The 15,817-nt window shown below is 70.1% G+C and carries 13 protein-coding genes; 3 read left to right on the top strand and 10 right to left on the bottom strand.

Translation table 11 applies throughout. The annotated features are described in order from the left end of the window. Positions 1-118: 118 nt before the first annotated feature. Together J2Y42_RS13305 and dusB are read right to left on the bottom strand one after the other, a co-directional pair. Positions 119-1,429, bottom strand: a complete 1,311-nt coding sequence (locus J2Y42_RS13305; RefSeq protein WP_309859393.1) for a deoxyguanosinetriphosphate triphosphohydrolase — start codon at positions 1,427-1,429, stop codon at positions 119-121. Beyond that, positions 1,419-2,609: a tRNA dihydrouridine synthase DusB gene (gene dusB, locus J2Y42_RS13300; protein WP_309859390.1), complete on the bottom strand. Its 1,191-nt coding sequence runs from the start codon at positions 2,607-2,609 to the stop codon at positions 1,419-1,421. Before dusB ends, J2Y42_RS13305 begins: the two co-directional genes overlap by 11 nt. A gap of 33 nt (positions 2,610-2,642) precedes the next feature. Here dusB and J2Y42_RS13295 point away from each other — a divergent pair, with 33 nt between their 5' ends. Beyond that, positions 2,643-3,161: a YbaK/EbsC family protein gene (locus J2Y42_RS13295; protein ID WP_309859387.1), complete on the top strand. Its 519-nt coding sequence runs from the start codon at positions 2,643-2,645 to the stop codon at positions 3,159-3,161. A 475-nt stretch (positions 3,162-3,636) separates the two neighbouring features. Continuing rightward, positions 3,637-4,182: a DUF559 domain-containing protein gene (locus tag J2Y42_RS13290; RefSeq protein ID WP_309859385.1), complete on the top strand. Its 546-nt coding sequence runs from the start codon at positions 3,637-3,639 to the stop codon at positions 4,180-4,182. 161 nt (positions 4,183-4,343) lie between these two features. On the opposite strand, the gene J2Y42_RS13285 is transcribed toward J2Y42_RS13290, so the two are convergent. From J2Y42_RS13285 to recO, 3 genes are read right to left on the bottom strand one after another with little or no spacing between them, the layout of a single operon-like run. Beyond that, positions 4,344-5,015 carry a DsbA family oxidoreductase gene (locus J2Y42_RS13285; RefSeq protein ID WP_309859382.1) on the bottom strand — a complete coding sequence of 224 codons (672 nt, stop codon included), beginning with the start codon at positions 5,013-5,015 and terminating at the stop codon, positions 4,344-4,346. A 29-nt stretch (positions 5,016-5,044) separates the two neighbouring features. After that, positions 5,045-5,869, bottom strand: a complete 825-nt coding sequence (locus J2Y42_RS13280) for an isoprenyl transferase (RefSeq protein ID WP_309859379.1) — start codon at positions 5,867-5,869, stop codon at positions 5,045-5,047. Then, complete coding sequence (gene recO, locus J2Y42_RS13275; RefSeq protein WP_309859376.1) at positions 5,866-6,606, bottom strand: DNA repair protein RecO; 741 nt, start codon at positions 6,604-6,606, stop codon at positions 5,866-5,868. Before recO ends, J2Y42_RS13280 begins: the two co-directional genes overlap by 4 nt. Before the next feature lie 75 nt (positions 6,607-6,681). Here recO and J2Y42_RS13270 point away from each other — a divergent pair, with 75 nt between their 5' ends. Then, complete coding sequence (locus tag J2Y42_RS13270) at positions 6,682-7,443, top strand: trimeric intracellular cation channel family protein (RefSeq protein ID WP_018190924.1); 762 nt, start codon at positions 6,682-6,684, stop codon at positions 7,441-7,443. 215 nt (positions 7,444-7,658) lie between these two features. On the opposite strand, the gene leuA is transcribed toward J2Y42_RS13270, so the two are convergent. The 5 genes from leuA to J2Y42_RS13245 all read right to left on the bottom strand — a co-directional run bounded on the left by leuA (position 7,659) and on the right by J2Y42_RS13245 (position 15,669). Then, positions 7,659-9,431 carry a 2-isopropylmalate synthase gene (gene leuA / locus J2Y42_RS13265; protein ID WP_309859372.1) on the bottom strand — a complete coding sequence of 591 codons (1,773 nt, stop codon included), beginning with the start codon at positions 9,429-9,431 and terminating at the stop codon, positions 7,659-7,661. Between the two features lie 138 nt (positions 9,432-9,569). Beyond that, a complete protein-coding gene (locus J2Y42_RS13260) occupies positions 9,570-12,056 on the bottom strand; it encodes a DUF2156 domain-containing protein (protein ID WP_309859370.1) in 2,487 nt (828 codons plus the stop codon). Then, the gene (locus J2Y42_RS13255) at positions 12,053-13,294 is read right to left on the bottom strand and encodes an alpha/beta hydrolase-fold protein (RefSeq protein ID WP_309859369.1); all 1,242 of its coding nucleotides are present in this window, start codon (positions 13,292-13,294) and stop codon (positions 12,053-12,055) included. Before J2Y42_RS13255 ends, J2Y42_RS13260 begins: the two co-directional genes overlap by 4 nt. A 177-nt stretch (positions 13,295-13,471) precedes the next feature. Further along, a complete protein-coding gene (locus J2Y42_RS13250) occupies positions 13,472-14,917 on the bottom strand; it encodes an ABC transporter permease (RefSeq protein ID WP_309859366.1) in 1,446 nt (481 codons plus the stop codon). After that, complete coding sequence (locus J2Y42_RS13245; RefSeq protein WP_309859364.1) at positions 14,914-15,669, bottom strand: ABC transporter ATP-binding protein; 756 nt, start codon at positions 15,667-15,669, stop codon at positions 14,914-14,916. Before J2Y42_RS13245 ends, J2Y42_RS13250 begins: the two co-directional genes overlap by 4 nt. Positions 15,670-15,817 lie beyond the last annotated feature (148 nt).

The following is a 15,817-nucleotide window of genomic DNA, read 5'->3' as shown; positions in this document are numbered from 1 at the left end:
TCTCCTCCCGAAGCCTGACTCCCAGCATTCTGCACTGCGCCGCGGTATACAACCCCGGCGCGCGGAGCATCCGGTGCTTCACAGCGGTTCTGCGTCGAAGCCCCCGATCTTTCCGTGTTCAGTGCTGCACGAGACGCTCGTACCAGCTGAGCGCGGACTGGTCGGTGAGGCTGGCGACCTGGTCGACGACGACCCGTCGGCGCTCGTCGTCCGTCGCTGCCGCACGCCAGTCCTCCGCGAATCCCGGGTCGAGTTCGGCCGGACCGCGCTGGTAGAGCAGGTCGGCCAGCGTGGTCAGGATCTGCCGCTGCTGGGCGTAGATGGGCTGGCGCGTGTTCCGCGACATGACGAACGTCGCGACGATGCCCTTCAGCACGGCAATCTCGGCCTGGATGCCCGCCGGGACGACCACGTCGGCGCCGAAGCGGATGAGGTCCACCCGTCCCGCGGCCTCCTTCGTGGCGTGGACGGCCGCGTGTGCGAAGCGCCCGATCAGCTGGCTCGTGAGGTTCTTCAGGCGCGCCTGGGACCGGCGCGAACCGTCCCACCCGTCGAGCCAGATGTCCATGCTGTCGAGCCGGTCGAACGCCTCGATGAGCTCTTGGTGGCTGACTTCGCCGCCGATCCACTCGTGCATGGACTCGACGAGATCCTCGTGGTCGACCCGGCTTCCGAGGGCCGCGACGTCGATGTAGCCGTTCACCACGGCGTCCTCGAAGTCGTGGACGGAGTAGGCGATGTCGTCGGACAGGTCCATGACCTGCGCCTCGATGCACCGCTGGCGCTCGGGGGCGCCCTGCCGCATCCACTCGAACACGGCGCGGTCGTCGGCGTAGAAGCCGAACTTCGCGCGCCCGCTCGGGTCGGCCACCGACGAGGCCGCCGGCCACGGGTACTTGCAGCTCGCGTCGAGGCTGGCGCGGGTGAGGTTGAGCCCGTACGGCCGGCCGTCGCGTCCGAAGACCTTCGGTTCGAGCCGGCTCAGCAGCCGGAGCGTCTGCGCGTTGCCCTCGAAGCCGCCGATGTCATCGGCCCAGCTGTTCAGGGCCCGCTCACCGTTGTGGCCGAACGGCGGATGCCCGATGTCGTGTGCGAGGCAGGCGGTGTCGACGATGTCCGGGTCGAGTCCGAGGCTGTTGGCGAGCTCGCGGCCGACCTGCGCGACCTCGAGCGAGTGCGTCAGCCGGTTGCGGGCGAAGTCCAGCCCGGCGGTGGGGCTGAGCACCTGCGTCTTCGCCGCGAGACGGCGGAGCGCACTGGAGTGCAGCAGCCGCGCGCGGTCGCGTGCGAAGTCGCTGCGCCGGTTCGAGTGCTGCTCCGGGAGCCAGCGCTCCCGGTCGTGCTCGGAGTACCCGCGCTCGGCGGACGCTTCGGCCGTCTGCACCGCTCCGGCACCCGCGCTCGTGGTCGCCGCGATGTCATCCACCACTGTTGTGCACCTCCGCATCGGCGACCTCGGCGCGCTGTACGCCGTCGAGATCCCGGCTCTCGAGCCAGCGGTCCGGCAGCGCCGGCCGCTTCGGCGAGCCGGCACGACCGCGCTGACCCTCCGCCGCCTCGCCCGGGTACTCCTGGTCGGGGTCGAGCGTGGCGAGCAGCTCGTCGAGGTGCTCGAGCGTGTCGACGGTCGCGAGGCTCGCGCGCAGGTCGCCGCCGACCGGGTAGCCCTTGAAGTACCAGGCCACATGCTTGCGGATGTCGCGGCAGCCGCGCTCCTCGCTGTCGAAGAACTCGACCAGCAGCTCCGCGTGGCGGCGGAACGTCTGCGCCACCTGCCCGAGCGTCGGATGCGCCTGAGCGGCCTCCGCCTCTGCTGCCGAGATCTCGCCCGCCCGCGCGCGGAAGGCGGCGGCCAGGTCGCCGAACAGCCAGGGCCGCCCGAGGCAGCCGCGGCCGACCACGACGCCGTCGCAGCCGGTCTCCTCCACCATCCGGATCGCGTCGGCGGCCGACCAGATGTCGCCGTTGCCGAGCACGGGAGTCGAGGTCACCGTCTCCTTCAGCTTGGCGATGGCCGACCAGTCGGCGTGACCCGAGTAGAACTCCGCCGCCGTGCGTGCGTGCAACGCCATCGAGGCGACACCGGCGCCCTCGGCGATGCGCCCGGCCTCGAGGTAGGTCAAGTGGTCGCCGTCGATGCCCTTGCGCATCTTGATCGTGAGCGGGATGTCGCCGGCCGCCTGCACGGCGCCTTCGACGATCTCACGGAACAGCCCGAGCTTCCACGGAAGCGCCGCTCCCCCGCCCTTGCGCGTGACCTTCGGCACCGGGCACCCGAAGTTGAGGTCGATGTGGTCGGCGCGGTCTTCGGCGACGAGCATCGTCACCGCCTCGCGCACGGTGACGGGGTCGACCCCGTAGAGCTGGATGGAACGCGGCGTCTCCGACTCGTGGTGCGTGATGAGGCGCAGCGACTCGGGCGTGCGTTCGACGAGGGCGCGGGACGTGATCATCTCGCTGACGTAGAGACCGGCGCCGAACTCGCGGCAGAGCCGCCGGAACGCGGTGTTGGTGATCCCGGCCATCGGTGCGAGGACGACCGGCACGTCGAGCCCCAGCGGACCGATGGTCAGCTGAGGCGCGTGGCTTAGGGTGGCAGTGGTAGACATCTCACTCGATTCTCCCAGAAAGCGTGCTGAGCTATGGCCGAGAGCCCGGAATCCGTGGACAACTCCCCTGTTGGCGCACCTGTGAGCACCGGTCGGGAGCGCGTCGCCGCCGACGCGGAGGCCCGCGGCATCGAGGTCGAAATCGTGGAGCGTCCCGCCGCGCGGAGCCTCGAGGAGGCCGCTTCGCTGCTCGGCATCCAGCCCGGCGACATCGTCAAGACGCTGGTGGTCAAGCGGAGCGACGACACGTTCGTCTTCGCCCTCGTGCCCGGCGGCCGCAAGATCGCCTGGCCGAAGCTCCGCTCGGTGCTGCAGGTCAACAAGCTGCAGCTCCCGGATGCGTCGGTCGCGTTCGCCGCCACCGGCTACGAGCGCGGCACGATCACGCCCTTCGGCAGCACCACCGCCTGGCCGGTCGTCGCCGACGCCACCATCCCCGGCCGCCGCGTGTCGATGGGCGCCGGCGAGCACGGCTACTCCCTGTTCGTCGACGCGGACGCGCTCATCACCGCCTTCGACGCGACCGTCGCCGACATCACCGACCCCGAGTAGCGCGCCGCTCCCCGGCCCGCCATCGAGTTGACACAACACGCCGTCGCCGCCACCCGCCCAACGGCGTGTTGCGTCAACTCAAGTGCGAGCTGTGGATAACGGCGGGCAGGCAGCAGACATGACTGGCAGCCTGTGGCGATGGAACCGCTCAGGATGGGACCCCACTTCACGACGAGAGAGGCGCTGCTGCACGGTGTCTCACGCTCTCGCCTGCGGCGCGGGGATCTGACGCGCCCCCACCACGGCGTCCGGGGCACCGGTCCCGCGCAGGACCTCGTCGAGCGTTGCCGGGCATTCCACCCCGCGATGGCTGAGGGGATGCTGTTCAGTCACATCACCGCCGCGCGCCTCCACGGGCTTCCCGTCGGACGGGAGGCGGAACCTGACGAGGCCCTGCATGTCTCCACCCGGGCGCCGGGACGGGCACCGCGTCACCGTGGAATCCACGGCCATCAGACGATGGATCGCCGACGATGTGACCACGACACTCCATGGACTACGGGTCGTGTCCGCGGTCGAGGCCTGGTGTCAACTCGCCACCACGCTTGCTGAAGATGACCTGGTCGTCTGCGGGGACGCCCTCATCCGTCGCAAGGAGCCGATCGCGACAGTGGAGCAACTGGCCGCCGCCGTCGCGTCCAGTCCGCGACGGCCCGGCGTACGTTCCCTTAGGTCCGCACTCGCGCGCGTCCGGGCCCGCACCGACTCCCCGATGGAGTCAGTGCTTCGCCTCGCTCTGGTGCGCGCCGGACTCCCGGAACCGGCGGTGAACTATCTGATCGTCGGTCCCGATGGCGAGGTGGTCGCACATGGCGACCTGGCCTATCCAGCCGCGAAAGTCGTGGTCGAGTACGACGGTGATCAGCACAGAACGGACGCGCGCCAGTATTACATCGACGTCGATCGCTTGTGGCGCATCCGGACCATGGGCTGGGAGGTCGTCCGCCTCAACCGCACACACATGGTCAGCGACGCCCACGAGGCGGTTCGACGTGTCCGTCTGGCACTGGCGTTGAGTTGACGCGACACGCCGCCGCGTCACGGAACGCGACGGCGTGCGTCAACTCGTTCGCTAGAAGGTGCAGGTGTCGCCGTCGCAGACGGCAGCGGCGGCGCCGAGTTGGACGAGCGGCACGACCGGCGCGGACGGCGCCGGCGCAGCCGCGGCCGGCTCCGCGCCGCTCACGCGGTCACCGCCGCGCGCTCCGACCAGACCTGCTCCAGCACCTGCGCGAAGGTCTGCGCGTCCTGCGCACCCGAGACGCCGTACTTGCCGTCGATGACGAAGAACGGGACGCCGTTGATGCCGTATTCTCCGGCGGTCGCCTGGTCGGCGCGCACGTCCTGGAGGTACTGCTCCGATTCGAGCGCCTGGAGCGCCGCATCTCGGTCGAGCCCCACCTCGGCCGCGAGATCCGCGAGGTCCTCGACCCGGCCGACATGTCGACCTTCCATGAAGTAGGCGCGGAACAGGCGCTCCGCCAGCTCCAGCTGCTTGCCGTTCGCCTTGGCGAAGTGCAGAAGCTCGTGCGCCTTGACGGTGTTGGTGTGCTTGAGGTGGTCGAAGTCGTAGTCGAGCCCGACAGACGAGGCGATCCCGGTCACGCGCTCCAGCATCTGCTGCACCTGCTCGGCCGGGAGGCCCTTGTGGCCGGCCAGGAAGTCGACCTCGCTGCCGTCGAAGTCGACGGGGGTGTCCGGGGACAGCTCGAAGGAGTGGTACTCGACCTCGACCCCGCGTCCGTCGCCCGCCCCGGCGAACAGGCCGCTGCCCGCCTCGAACTTGCGCTTGCCGATGTAGCACCACGGGCACGCGATGTCGGACCAGATGTCGATCTTGATGGGTTCGCTCACGTCAGAGGCAACGCGAGGCGCGCCGCGGTCTATTCCGAGGTGGATGCCGCCTCAGCCGTCGGCGCGTCTACCGCACCGCCGAACCGCCGGTTGCGGCGCAGGTACAGCTCCACCGCATCCCACAGGTCGGTGCGGCTGAAGTCCGGCCACAGCGTGTCGAGGAACACCATCTCGGCGTACGCGCTCTGCCAGAGCAGGAAGTTGCTGGTGCGCTGCTCCCCCGAGCTGCGCACGAACAGGTCGACGTCCGGCATGTCCGGCAGGTAGAGGTGACGCTGGATGGTCTTCTCGCTCACCGCGGACGGGCGCAGCCGTCCCGCCGCGACGTCGTCGGCGATCGACCGCACGGCGTCGGCGATCTCCGTCCGGCCGCCGTAGTTGACGCACATCGTCAGCGTCAGCACGTCGTTCCCGGCCGTGAGCTGCTCGGCGTACTGCAGCTCCTTGATGACCGACGACCACAGGCGCGGCTTCCGGCCCGCCCAACGCACCCGCACGCCCCACTCGTTGAGCTGGTCGCGGCGCCGGTGCAGGACGTCCCGGTTGAACCCCATGAGGAAGCGCACCTCGTCCGGCGACCGCTTCCAGTTCTCGGTCGAGAACGCGTACACGCTGAGGTGCTTGACCCCGGCTTGGATGGCGCCCGCCACCACGTCGAGAAGCGCGGCCTCCCCCGCCCGATGCCCCTCGATGCGGGTCAGCCCCCGGCGGTTCGCCCACCGGCCGTTGCCGTCCATGACGATCGCCACGTGCGACGGGACGCTCCCCGCCGGGAACGCGGGCGGATACACGCCGGTCCAGTCGAGCGGGCGGTACTCGACCGCATCCTTGTGCGTGTAGGGCTTCGGACTCATCCACTCGCCTTCTGGTCGTGCTGAACGTGCTGGAGCGAGCGCAACCCGCGCTCGAGATGCCACTGGGTGTACGCCGCCACCACGCCGTTCGCGCGGTTCCGCGTGCCGTCTGGTGCGGCCTCGGCCGCCTCCCAGTCGCCGGACAGCAGCGCCCCGAGCAGGGCGATCGTGTCGGCGTCGACCTTGGGGGCGCCCTGCGGGGCGCAGTCAGCGCAGACGACACCGCCGAGCTGCACTACGACGGACGTGTGCGGCCCGGGTGCGCCGCAGCGCGAGCAGTCCTGGAAGCTGGGCGCCCATCCCGCCAGCGACAGCGCACGCAGCAGGTACGAGTCGAGGGTGAGGCCGGCGCCGTGCTCCCGCCTCGACAGGGAGCGCAACGCACCGACGAGCAGGAGGTATTGCTGGATGGACGGCTCGGCATCGGTCAGCCGGTCGGCCGTCTCGACCATCGCGTTGGCGGCCGTGTAGCTGGCGTAGTCGTCGGCGATGAGCGCACCGTACGCACCGAGGGTCTCGGCCTGCGTGATCACGTCGAGGCTGCGGCCCTCGTAGAGCTGGACGTCGGCGACCATGAACGGCTCGAGCCGCGACCCGAACCGGGAGGCCGTCCGCCGCACGCCCTTGGCGACCGCGCGGATCTTGCCGTGCTGCCTGCTCAGCATCGTGACGATGCGGTCGGCCTCGCCCAGCTTGTGGGTTCGGAGCACGACGGCTTCATCACGGTAGACAGGCACACTCCAGTATCGCGCGCCCGGCTGACAGTGCGGCGGATGCGGGATGCGGCGGGGCGCGCGTGATACACATGGTGGGTGAGCACGACCCCCGTCGACATCGGCGCCCTGTCGATCCCGCTGTGGGGCGACCTCATCGCTGTCGGCGTCGGCAGCCTCCAGGGCGCCATGTTCGCGTCCGGCTTCCGCGACCGGCGGCTCGACCTGCTCGGCGTCGCGATCATCGGCGTCGCAACGGGTGTCGGCGGCGGACTCCTCCGCGACCTCCTGCTCAACGTCACGCCGGTCGCCCTGCAGTCGAACTGGTACCTGCCGATCACCGTCGTCGCCGCACTGCTCGGGATGCTGCTGATCCGGCTGTTCCGCCGTCTCGACCCGGTCATCACCTTCCTCGACGCGCTGACAATCGGACTGTTCGGTGCGATCGGGGCGAGCAAGGCGCTCGCGCTCGGGCTGCCCGAGGTTCCCGCGGTGTTCGTCGGGGTGGTCGCCGCGGTCGGCGGATCGATCCTGCGCGACGTGCTGCTGAACCTGCCGATCGCGCTCATGCATGTCGGCTCGCTCTACGCGGTCGCGGCCGGCGCCGGAACGATCGTCCTCGTCGTCATGCTCGACTTCGGGGTGCCTTTGACGGTCGCGGCGGTTGTCTGCGTGGTGGTGACCCTCGTCATCCGGCTTCTCGCCGTGCGGTTCGGGTGGAGCCTGCCGGAGCAGCGGGAGCTGGGCCGCATCCCCCGTCCGCGGTGGCCGCGCTTCACACGCGCGCCCAGCGCCGCCCGCACCGCCGAGCGCACCGACACCGGCGCGATCCCCCGCTACCGCATCGACAAGCCCGAGTAACCCCGCGCACATTCGTGCCGAATGTGCGGAATGCCGCGGCGATACCGCACATTCGGCACGAATCACGCCGCCCCCGAGACCCAGCGGAGCCGAGATTTTGCGCAAATCGCGGGAATGGCGGGCGCTTTCACGAGATTTGGCGCAAATCTCGCCCACCCCGCACGCAACGGAGCCCGACATTCGGCACGAATGTCGGGCTCCGCACGCGCGCTACGTCAGGCCGAGACGAGCTCCTGCGCCGACTGGCCGGCAGCGGAGCGCACGGCCCGGTTCACCGCCGACACGACAGCCTTGAACGACGCGGTCGTGGTGTCCGCGTCGATGCCGACGCCCCAGCGGCGCTGGCCGTCCACATCCACCTCGACGTACGCCGCCGCCAGGGCCGACTCGCTCGCCGACAGCGTGTGCTGCGAGTAGTCGTAGAGGTGGGCGTCCACCCCGTGCTGGTGCAGGATGTCGAAGAACGCCGCGATCGGACCGTTGCCCTCACCGGTGGCCTTCGAGACGGCGTCCCCGTCGCGCAGCGTCACCGTGAGCACGACGTGCTCGCCCGTCTCGTTGGAGGTGGTGGTGCTCCCCAGCTCGAAGCGGCCCCACTTGGCGTCCGGGTCGGAGGCTGGAGCCGGCAGGTACTCGTCCTGGAAGACGGCCCAGATCTGGTCGCTGGTGACCTCGCCGCCCTCGGCGTCCGTCTTGGCCTGCACAACCCCGGAGAACTCGATCTGCAGCTTGCGCGGCAGGTCGAGCGAGTGGTCCGTCTTCAACAGGTAGGCGACGCCGCCCTTGCCCGACTGCGAGTTGACGCGGATGACCGCCTCGTAGCTGCGGCCCAGGTCCTTCGGGTCGACCGGCAGGTAGGGAACCGCCCAGACCAGGTCGTCGACCGGGACGCCGGTGCGCTCGGCCTCGGCCTCCATGGCCTCGAAGCCCTTCTTGATGGCGTCCTGGTGCGAGCCGCTGAAGGCGGTGAACACCAGGTCGCCGCCCCACGGGCTGCGCTCGCCGACGGGCAGCTGGTTGCAGTGCTCGACGGTCCGCTTGATCTGATCGATGTCGCTGAAGTCGATCTGCGGGTCGATGCCCTGCGTGAACAGGTTGACGCCCAGCGTGACCAGGTCGACGTTGCCGGTGCGCTCGCCGTTGCCGAACAGGCAGCCCTCGATGCGGTCGGCCCCGGCCATGTAGCCGAGTTCGGCGGCGGCGACGGCGGTCCCGCGGTCGTTGTGCGGGTGCAGCGACAGGATGACGTTCTCGCGGTGGTTCAGGTGCCGCGACATCCACTCGATGGAGTCGGCGTAGACGTTGGGCGTCGCCATCTCGACCGTCGCGGGCAGGTTGATGATGACCTTCCGCTCCGGCGTGGGCTCGAACACCTCGAGCACCTGGTTGCAGATGTCGGCCGCGAACTCCAGCTCGGTGCCGGTGTAGCTCTCGGGCGAGTACTCGTAGTAGATCGTCGTGCCGGGGACCAGTTCTTCGAACTTCCGGCACAGCCGCGCACCGTTCAGCGCGATGTCGACGATGCCCTGCTGGTCGGTGCGGAACACGACGTCTCGCTGCAGGATGCTGGTCGAGTTGTAGAGGTGCACGATCGCCTGCTTGGCCCCGACCAGCGACTCGTACGTGCGCTTGATCAGGTGCTCGCGCGACTGGGTCAGCACCTGGATCGTGACGTCATCCGGGATGGCGCCCTCTTCGATCAGGCTGCGCACGAAGTCGAAGTCGGTCTGGCTCGCGGACGGGAAGCCGACCTCGATCTCCTTGTAGCCCAAACGCACCAGCAGGTCGAACATGATGCGCTTGCGCTCGGGGCTCATCGGGTCGATGAGCGCCTGGTTGCCGTCACGCAGGTCGACGGCGCACCAACGGGGCGCCTGGGTGATGTGCTTGGACGGCCAGGTGCGGTCCGGCAGGTCGACGCGGATCTGCTCGTGGAACGGCCGGTAACGGTGGATCGGCATGGCGCTCGGCGCCTGTGTGTTCTTCATGGTCTTCAGGAATCCTCTGCTCGTGTGGTGTGGAGAGCCGACGACGAACTCCGCGACGAGTGAGGCCCAGAACTAGGACTCGTCGCGGCAGCTAAGGAGGAGCAGACCGTACACAGCACCGAGAGTACCACCTCGGCGTCAGCCGCGCCCCCGCACGAACGTCGCCGCCTGCCGCATGGACAGCCCAGGCAGGTACGCGCGGACCAGCGCGATGCCGATCGCGGGCAGGGCGACGGGGTCCGGGTAGGCCATGATCAGCGGGTGCAGCTCCGGCTGGAACTTCTGCTTGAACTTGAGCAGCGAGCGGAATCCGTACACCGGCTCGAGCGACGAGCTGAGGTAGCCGAGCAGGCGGTCCATAGTGTCCTTGCCGCCCTCCTGGGCCGCCGCCGTGTGGGCGAGCGGCGCGGCGGAGAGCGACATGAACTCGATGCCGTCGTCCTTCATCCGGGTCGCGGCCTCGGCGATGAGGAACTCCATGACGCCGTTGATGCTGTCGGGGCGCCGCCGCATGAAGTCGAGCGTCCAGCCGACGACGATCCCGGCGCGGTAGGTCGGCAGCCAGCTGGTGACGGCCTCGATCCGACCGTCCTCGTCCACCGCCAGCATCAGGCGCACTTCGGGGTCGCGGAGCTCGTCGAGGCCGCCGAGGGTGAAGCCCATCTCCGGGAGGTCCTTCTCGGCGACCCACTGCTCCGAGATGTCGGACAACTGCACTGCCGAGGTGAGCGGGAGGGCGGCATACGTCGTCCACTCCGAGCGGATGCCGGCGCGCTGCGCTCGGTTGATCGACGAGCGGACGTCCTGCCACTTCTTGCCCGTCGTCGCCCACAGCTGCGGACGGATGACGGTCTCCTCCGCCACGGTCATGGTCGACCAGCCGAGACGCTCGAACAGCGACGTGTACCGCGCCTCCACGCTGTAGAACACCGGGATCCAGCCGTTGTCGTCGCAGAACCGGGCGAACCCCTGGATGGCTCCGTCGTGCGGACCGAGCGCCCCGAACGGTCCGCCGGTCGTCAGCGCGACGCGCCCCTCCACGCGGTAGGCGATCGCGCCGCCGCCGATCGGGTCGAACCAGTACGAGTTGCCCGGCCAGGTCGCCATGAAGGAGATCGCGTCGCCGCCGCCGCGGTGCAGCAGCTCGCGCACGTGCGCATCCTCCGTGTTCCCGCGGCGCCGCAGCCCGCGGCCCAGCATCGGCGGGATCGCGCCGATGATCGCGACGAGCCAGAACACCGTTCCGATGTTGTGGTAAACGATCGTCGCAAGCGGCGTTGTCGGCAGGTACTGCAGGGGCTCACGCCGCAGGAAGCTGACCGGCACGAACCGCTCGAGCACATCCGCGAACAGGTCGCCGACGTCGATGGGGCGCGTGAAGCCGGTGTCGCGCTGCAACCAGCCGACGAGCACGTAGACCGCCACGAGTCCGACCCCGGTCCCGAGCACCAGGTAGACGTACCTCCGCACCGCCTTGGCCGACGGCATGACGGTGAAGTGACGCCGGAACACGACGAGCAGGATGGCCATCGCCAGCGGCACGAGCGTCGACAGCGCGAGGATGAAGGTGACCTCCCAGTACCGCGGAGAGACCGACGGCCGGGCGGATGCGATCGGAAGGATGCCGTAGTACAGCGCCGAGAGCAGCGCCAGCAGCCCGTTCACGGCCACAGCCAGCCACACCGCGAACCGTCGCCCCCGCAGGAGCCCGTAGGCAGCGACGAGGAGCAGGAGCAGCGGGAGCACCGAGAGGAGCACCGGGCCGAGGCCGTTGATCCGCTCCAGCGTCAGCTCGCGGAAGCAGTCGCGCGTCACGGCGAACGCCTGGCAGCGCTGGATGACCGAGGTCGCGCTCGGCGCCTCGTTGCTGAACAGCAGGCCGACCGGCGAGAGCAGGCCGTACCGCGTCGAGCCGAGGAGTCCGATGACCGGGCCGACGGCGGTGATGGTCAGCGCCGAGGCGAGCAGCACCCGGACCTCGTGGTGCGAGCTGCGCAGCCATCCGCCCGACACCTTCGCCTGCCGCAGCAGCGGACCGAGTGCCAGTCCGGTCAGCACGGCGAGCAGCCGGTAGAAGTCGGACGGCAGGCCCGAGTACAGCAGGTACATGATCGCGACGAGCAGCGTGATCACGCGGATGCGGCGCCGCCAGAGCGTTCCGGCGAAGGCGCTCGCCGTCATGATCGTGCCGCCGATCGCGGTGAACGCGTCGAGCACGAGCAGCCCGTGGACATTCCGCGCCCAGAGCTCGCCGATGTCGTTCGCCGCCACCTGGATGACAGCGCCCACGACGATGCCGACGACGGCCGTGCCGAAGAACGCCAGCGCGGTGCGCCAGGTGCCCATCAGGCGTTCGGAGGCGCCCACCAGCACGACGGTGAGGACCAGCACGACGATCAGTTCGAGCAGATCGTCGGTGAAGAGCACGGCCGTGAACGGCGACCACCAGTGCCCGTCCAGCAGCTGGACGGCGCCCGCGCCCAGCCATCCGCGGAGCGGCCGGTGCGGCCCGCGGATCGGCCCGGTGATGAGCGCGAGCACCAGGATGAGCAGCGTCACCCCGGTCGTGAACGGGTGGCTCGCGATGAGCCGCCCGGTCCGCTGCGCGAGAGCGGCCGGTTTCACGACCCGAGCCCCAACTGCCGCGCGATCGTCGGGAAGCCGTGCGCGAGCACGTAGCGCACGGTCTTCCAGTCGTGCGCGGTGCCGGGCGAGCTGAGCAGCTCTGCGTGGATGCCGGCACGCTCGGCGTCGGCGAACAGCGTGCGGGCGAAACCGGAGTACTTCGCGTCGTCGGCGCCGGCCCCGAACACCATCACCGAGTCGCGGTACGGCGCGTTCGCCTTCATCATCGCGGCCGGCTGCGCCTTGTCGTAGGCCTGCTTGGACCCGCCGAATCCCGTGCTGATGGTCAGCTCCTCATCCCCCAACGTCGGCCCGAGTTCGCTCGACGACGCGAGCGCGGAGCCGAACAGGTCCGGCCGCCCGCTCGCGAACTGCACAGCGCAGGTCGCCCCCTGCGAGTAGCCGAACACGCTCCATCCTGCCGGGTCGCTGCTCACTCGCAGGTGAGAACGCACCCAATTCCGCACATCCGTCAACAGATACGTCGCCGAGTCGCCGTAATCGCGGGAATCGACGCACATCGGGTTGCGCCCGGGGCCGCCCAGCTGGTCGGCGGCGACCACGATGGGAGCGTAGCCGTCGTGCTGAGCAGCGAACGCATCCATCGCCGTGGCGACTCCCCCGGCGGTGAACATGTCGGCCGGCGCCCCCGGCTGACCCGAGAGCGCGTACATCACCGGAAGCGCGGGAGGATTCGCCGTCAGCGCGACCGGCGGGAGGTAGACGACAGCCTCGCGCGCCGGGAACCGGGACTGCGTGGCCGGGATGCGGACGGTGCCGACCTCGCCCTTCGCCGGGAGCTCCGCCGCGACCACCGGCGTCGTCGTCGCCTTCCAGTCGGTGCCGGCCACGACCTCCCCGCGCTCGGAGTGCAGCTGGAGCGCCCCGTAGGGCACCACGCCGAGCACGTCGTTCAGGTTGCGGTAGGCGCCGAAGTCGGCGTTGATGCCGCAGAACGCCGCCGCCAGGAACACCGGGATGCTCACGATCGCCACGACCTTCCGCCACCAGCGGGAGCGGAACAGGTTCGCCACCGCCAGGCTGACACCGCCGAAGCCGAGGGCCGTCCAGAGGGTGGTCACCGGGGTCAGGGCGACGCCGAACACGTCGAAGACGTCGGTCACCAGCCAGACCACGAACCAGCCGACCAGACCGCCGGCGAGGGCGGCGATCAGGCCGGCGAGGGTCCGGCGCCAGGTGGGACGCACGAGCAGGTAGAGCGCGAGGATCGCGGCCACGACATCCAGCGTGATGAGGAACGGCGGCTTGTCGATCCTCAGCGTGTTCAGCCAGTTCAGGGATGGATCCTCTCGCGGGCGACCCGGTGGACGGGACGGGGCGGACGCCTCATTATTCCGGCCTCAGTTCATCGATAGCTGAAGCTCCGTGAGAGTTCAGCCAACATCCAGAGTCCGTCACTCCACGGCGAGGGCCGCAACGGGCGAGACACGCGTGGCCCTGCGGGTCGGCGCGAGGGCGGCGACGACGGCGAGAACGGCGGCGCCCAGGACGATCGCGCCCAGGAACGGCCAGGGAAGGACGGGGGCGAGGACGCCTCCGCCGGGGATCATCCCGAGCAGCGACTGCGCGCCGATCCAGCCGTAGAGCGTCCCCAGCGCAAGCCCAGTCAGCACAGAGGCGACGGTCAGCTGAGCGCTCTCGGCGAGGACCATCCTCCGCACCTGCCCGGCCGTGAAGCCGAGCGCGCGCAGGAGTCCGAGCTCGCGGCTCCGCTGCAGCACGCTGAGCGACAGCGTGTTGACGACACCGCATGCCGCGATCATCGCCGAGAACCCGACGAGCACCGTGAACACCGCCATCGTGACCCCGATGATGCCGTCGCTGCCTTCGTACATTCCCGGCTCGCGCGCCTCGGCATCCCGGATCAGCGCCTGCCAGGTGGATGCCGCCACCACGAACATCGTGATCAGCGTGACCCCGATGACCAGGCCGATCGCGGTGCGGGAGCTGCGCTCCGGGTTGCGCACGGCATTGGCCGCGGCCAGACGGCCCGCGGCTCCCCGGCCGAACAGCAGGCCGACCGCCCGCAGCACGGAGGGGAGGAAGAACGGCGCGGCCAGCACGATCCCGGTGAACGAGAGGATCCCGCCCGGCAGCGCGACGAGCACGCCGTAGGACGACAGCTGGGCGAGAGTCGCGCTGACGCGCACGAACACGCCGGTGCCGAGGAGGAGCCCGAAGACCAGCAGCGCCGCGCCCGACAGGATCAGGACGAGCGATACCGCCAGCCGACCGCGGCTACGCACCGCGGCGGCGGGGCGCTCCTGCGCAGCGCCCAGCGCCTGCACCGGCGTCACCGTGAGCACGCGTCGGCTGCCCACCCAGGACGCGAGCCAGGTGGTGAGGACGACGATGACCGCCGGCGGAACCATCAGCAGGCTCAAGACGGGATACTGCGCCTCCGGGAGGACGCCCGCCATCATCAGAAGCCGGACGGCGAGGAGCGAGAGCGCCGCGGCAGCGGCTCCCCCGACCGCGGCCCCGATCAGACCGACCGCCAGACCCTCGCCGGCGACGGAACGACGCTGCGTCCGTGCGCTGGAGCCGATCAGCCGCAGCAGCGCGATCGTGCGCGTGCGGCCCGCGATGACGGTGGCGAAAGTGTTGGTCGTGACGATCGCGCCGACGTAGACGGCGACGACGAAGAAGATGCCGGCGACGATCCCGAGAGCGAGCTGGACACTGGCGCGCTCCCCCATCGATGATCCGGCGATGAACGCGGCCATCACATCCACCCCTCCGACCAGGGCGACGCCGAAGGCCGCGCTGAGGGCCGCGACGAGGATGCCGGCGCGGTGGTCGCGCGCGTTCGCTCGGAAGGCCGAGAAGGGGCGGCTCACGCGCGCGCCTCCATCCCGAGCATGAACGACGAGATCTCCTCGGCCGACGACTGCGGCCGCTCGGCGGCGACCCGCCCGTCGGCGAGGAAGACGATGTGGTCGGCGTAGCTCGCCGCCACCGGGTCGTGGGTCACCATGGCGATGCTCTGGCCGAACGTGCGCGCCGCCTCCTGCAGCACGCCGAGCACCTCGCGGCCGGTACGGGAGTCGAGGTTGCCGGTCGGCTCGTCCGCGAAGACGAGGTCGGGGCGCGTGGCGAGCGCACGCACGATCGCGGCGCGCTGCTGCTGTCCGCCGGAGAGCTCGTGCGGCCGGTGGGTCAGGCGGCCGCCGAGGCCGAGCGTGTCGACGAGGTGGTCGATCCACTCGTTCTGCTTGCGGGTCGGCCGGCGGCCGTCCAGCTCGAACGGGAGCAGGATGTTGCCGCGCACGTCGAGCGTCGGCACCAGGTTGAACGACTGGAACACGAAGCCGATGCGGCGGCGGCGCAGCAGCGTGAGCTCCGCATCCCCCATCGCGGTGATCTCGGTGTCGCCGAGGAACACGCGACCCCCGGTCACCGAGTCGAGCCCCGCCATGACGTGCATCAGGGTCGACTTGCCCGATCCGCTCGGGCCCATGACGGCCGTGAACCGGCCCGCCGGGATGCCCAGCGTGACGCCGTCCAGCGCGTTCACCCGGCCCGCGCCGGTGCCGTAGGTCTTCGTGGCCGCTTCGACGCGCGCCACCGTTTCTGTGAGAGTCAGCTCCATGCCCTCAACGCTAGGAAGGCGGCCCCTGCGGCCGAATCGGGCGGTGGGGCGATCCTGTGTCCTCCCTGAGGATGACGCGGGATGGCACCGGCCGGCGTGTCCGCGCTGCCGGTTTGCCGTCCGCTTCCGTCGGAGATCCGGGCGAACC

It is taken from the genome of Leifsonia sp. 1010, assembly GCF_031455295.1.
Lineage (GTDB): Bacteria > Actinomycetota > Actinomycetes > Actinomycetales > Microbacteriaceae > Leifsonia.
This window is presented reverse-complemented; position numbering and strand designations above follow the sequence as displayed.

Coding starts and splice junctions, on each gene's coding strand:
- dusB (WP_309859390.1), bottom strand. CDS start 2,609: ATGTCTACCACTGCCACCCTAAGCCACGCGCCTCAGCTGACCATCGGT.
- J2Y42_RS13295 (WP_309859387.1), top strand. CDS start 2,643: ATGGCCGAGAGCCCGGAATCCGTGGACAACTCCCCTGTTGGCGCACCT.
- J2Y42_RS13280 (WP_309859379.1), bottom strand. CDS start 5,869: ATGAGTCCGAAGCCCTACACGCACAAGGATGCGGTCGAGTACCGCCCG.
- leuA (WP_309859372.1), bottom strand. CDS start 9,431: ATGAAGAACACACAGGCGCCGAGCGCCATGCCGATCCACCGTTACCGG.
- J2Y42_RS13245 (WP_309859364.1), bottom strand. CDS start 15,669: ATGGAGCTGACTCTCACAGAAACGGTGGCGCGCGTCGAAGCGGCCACG.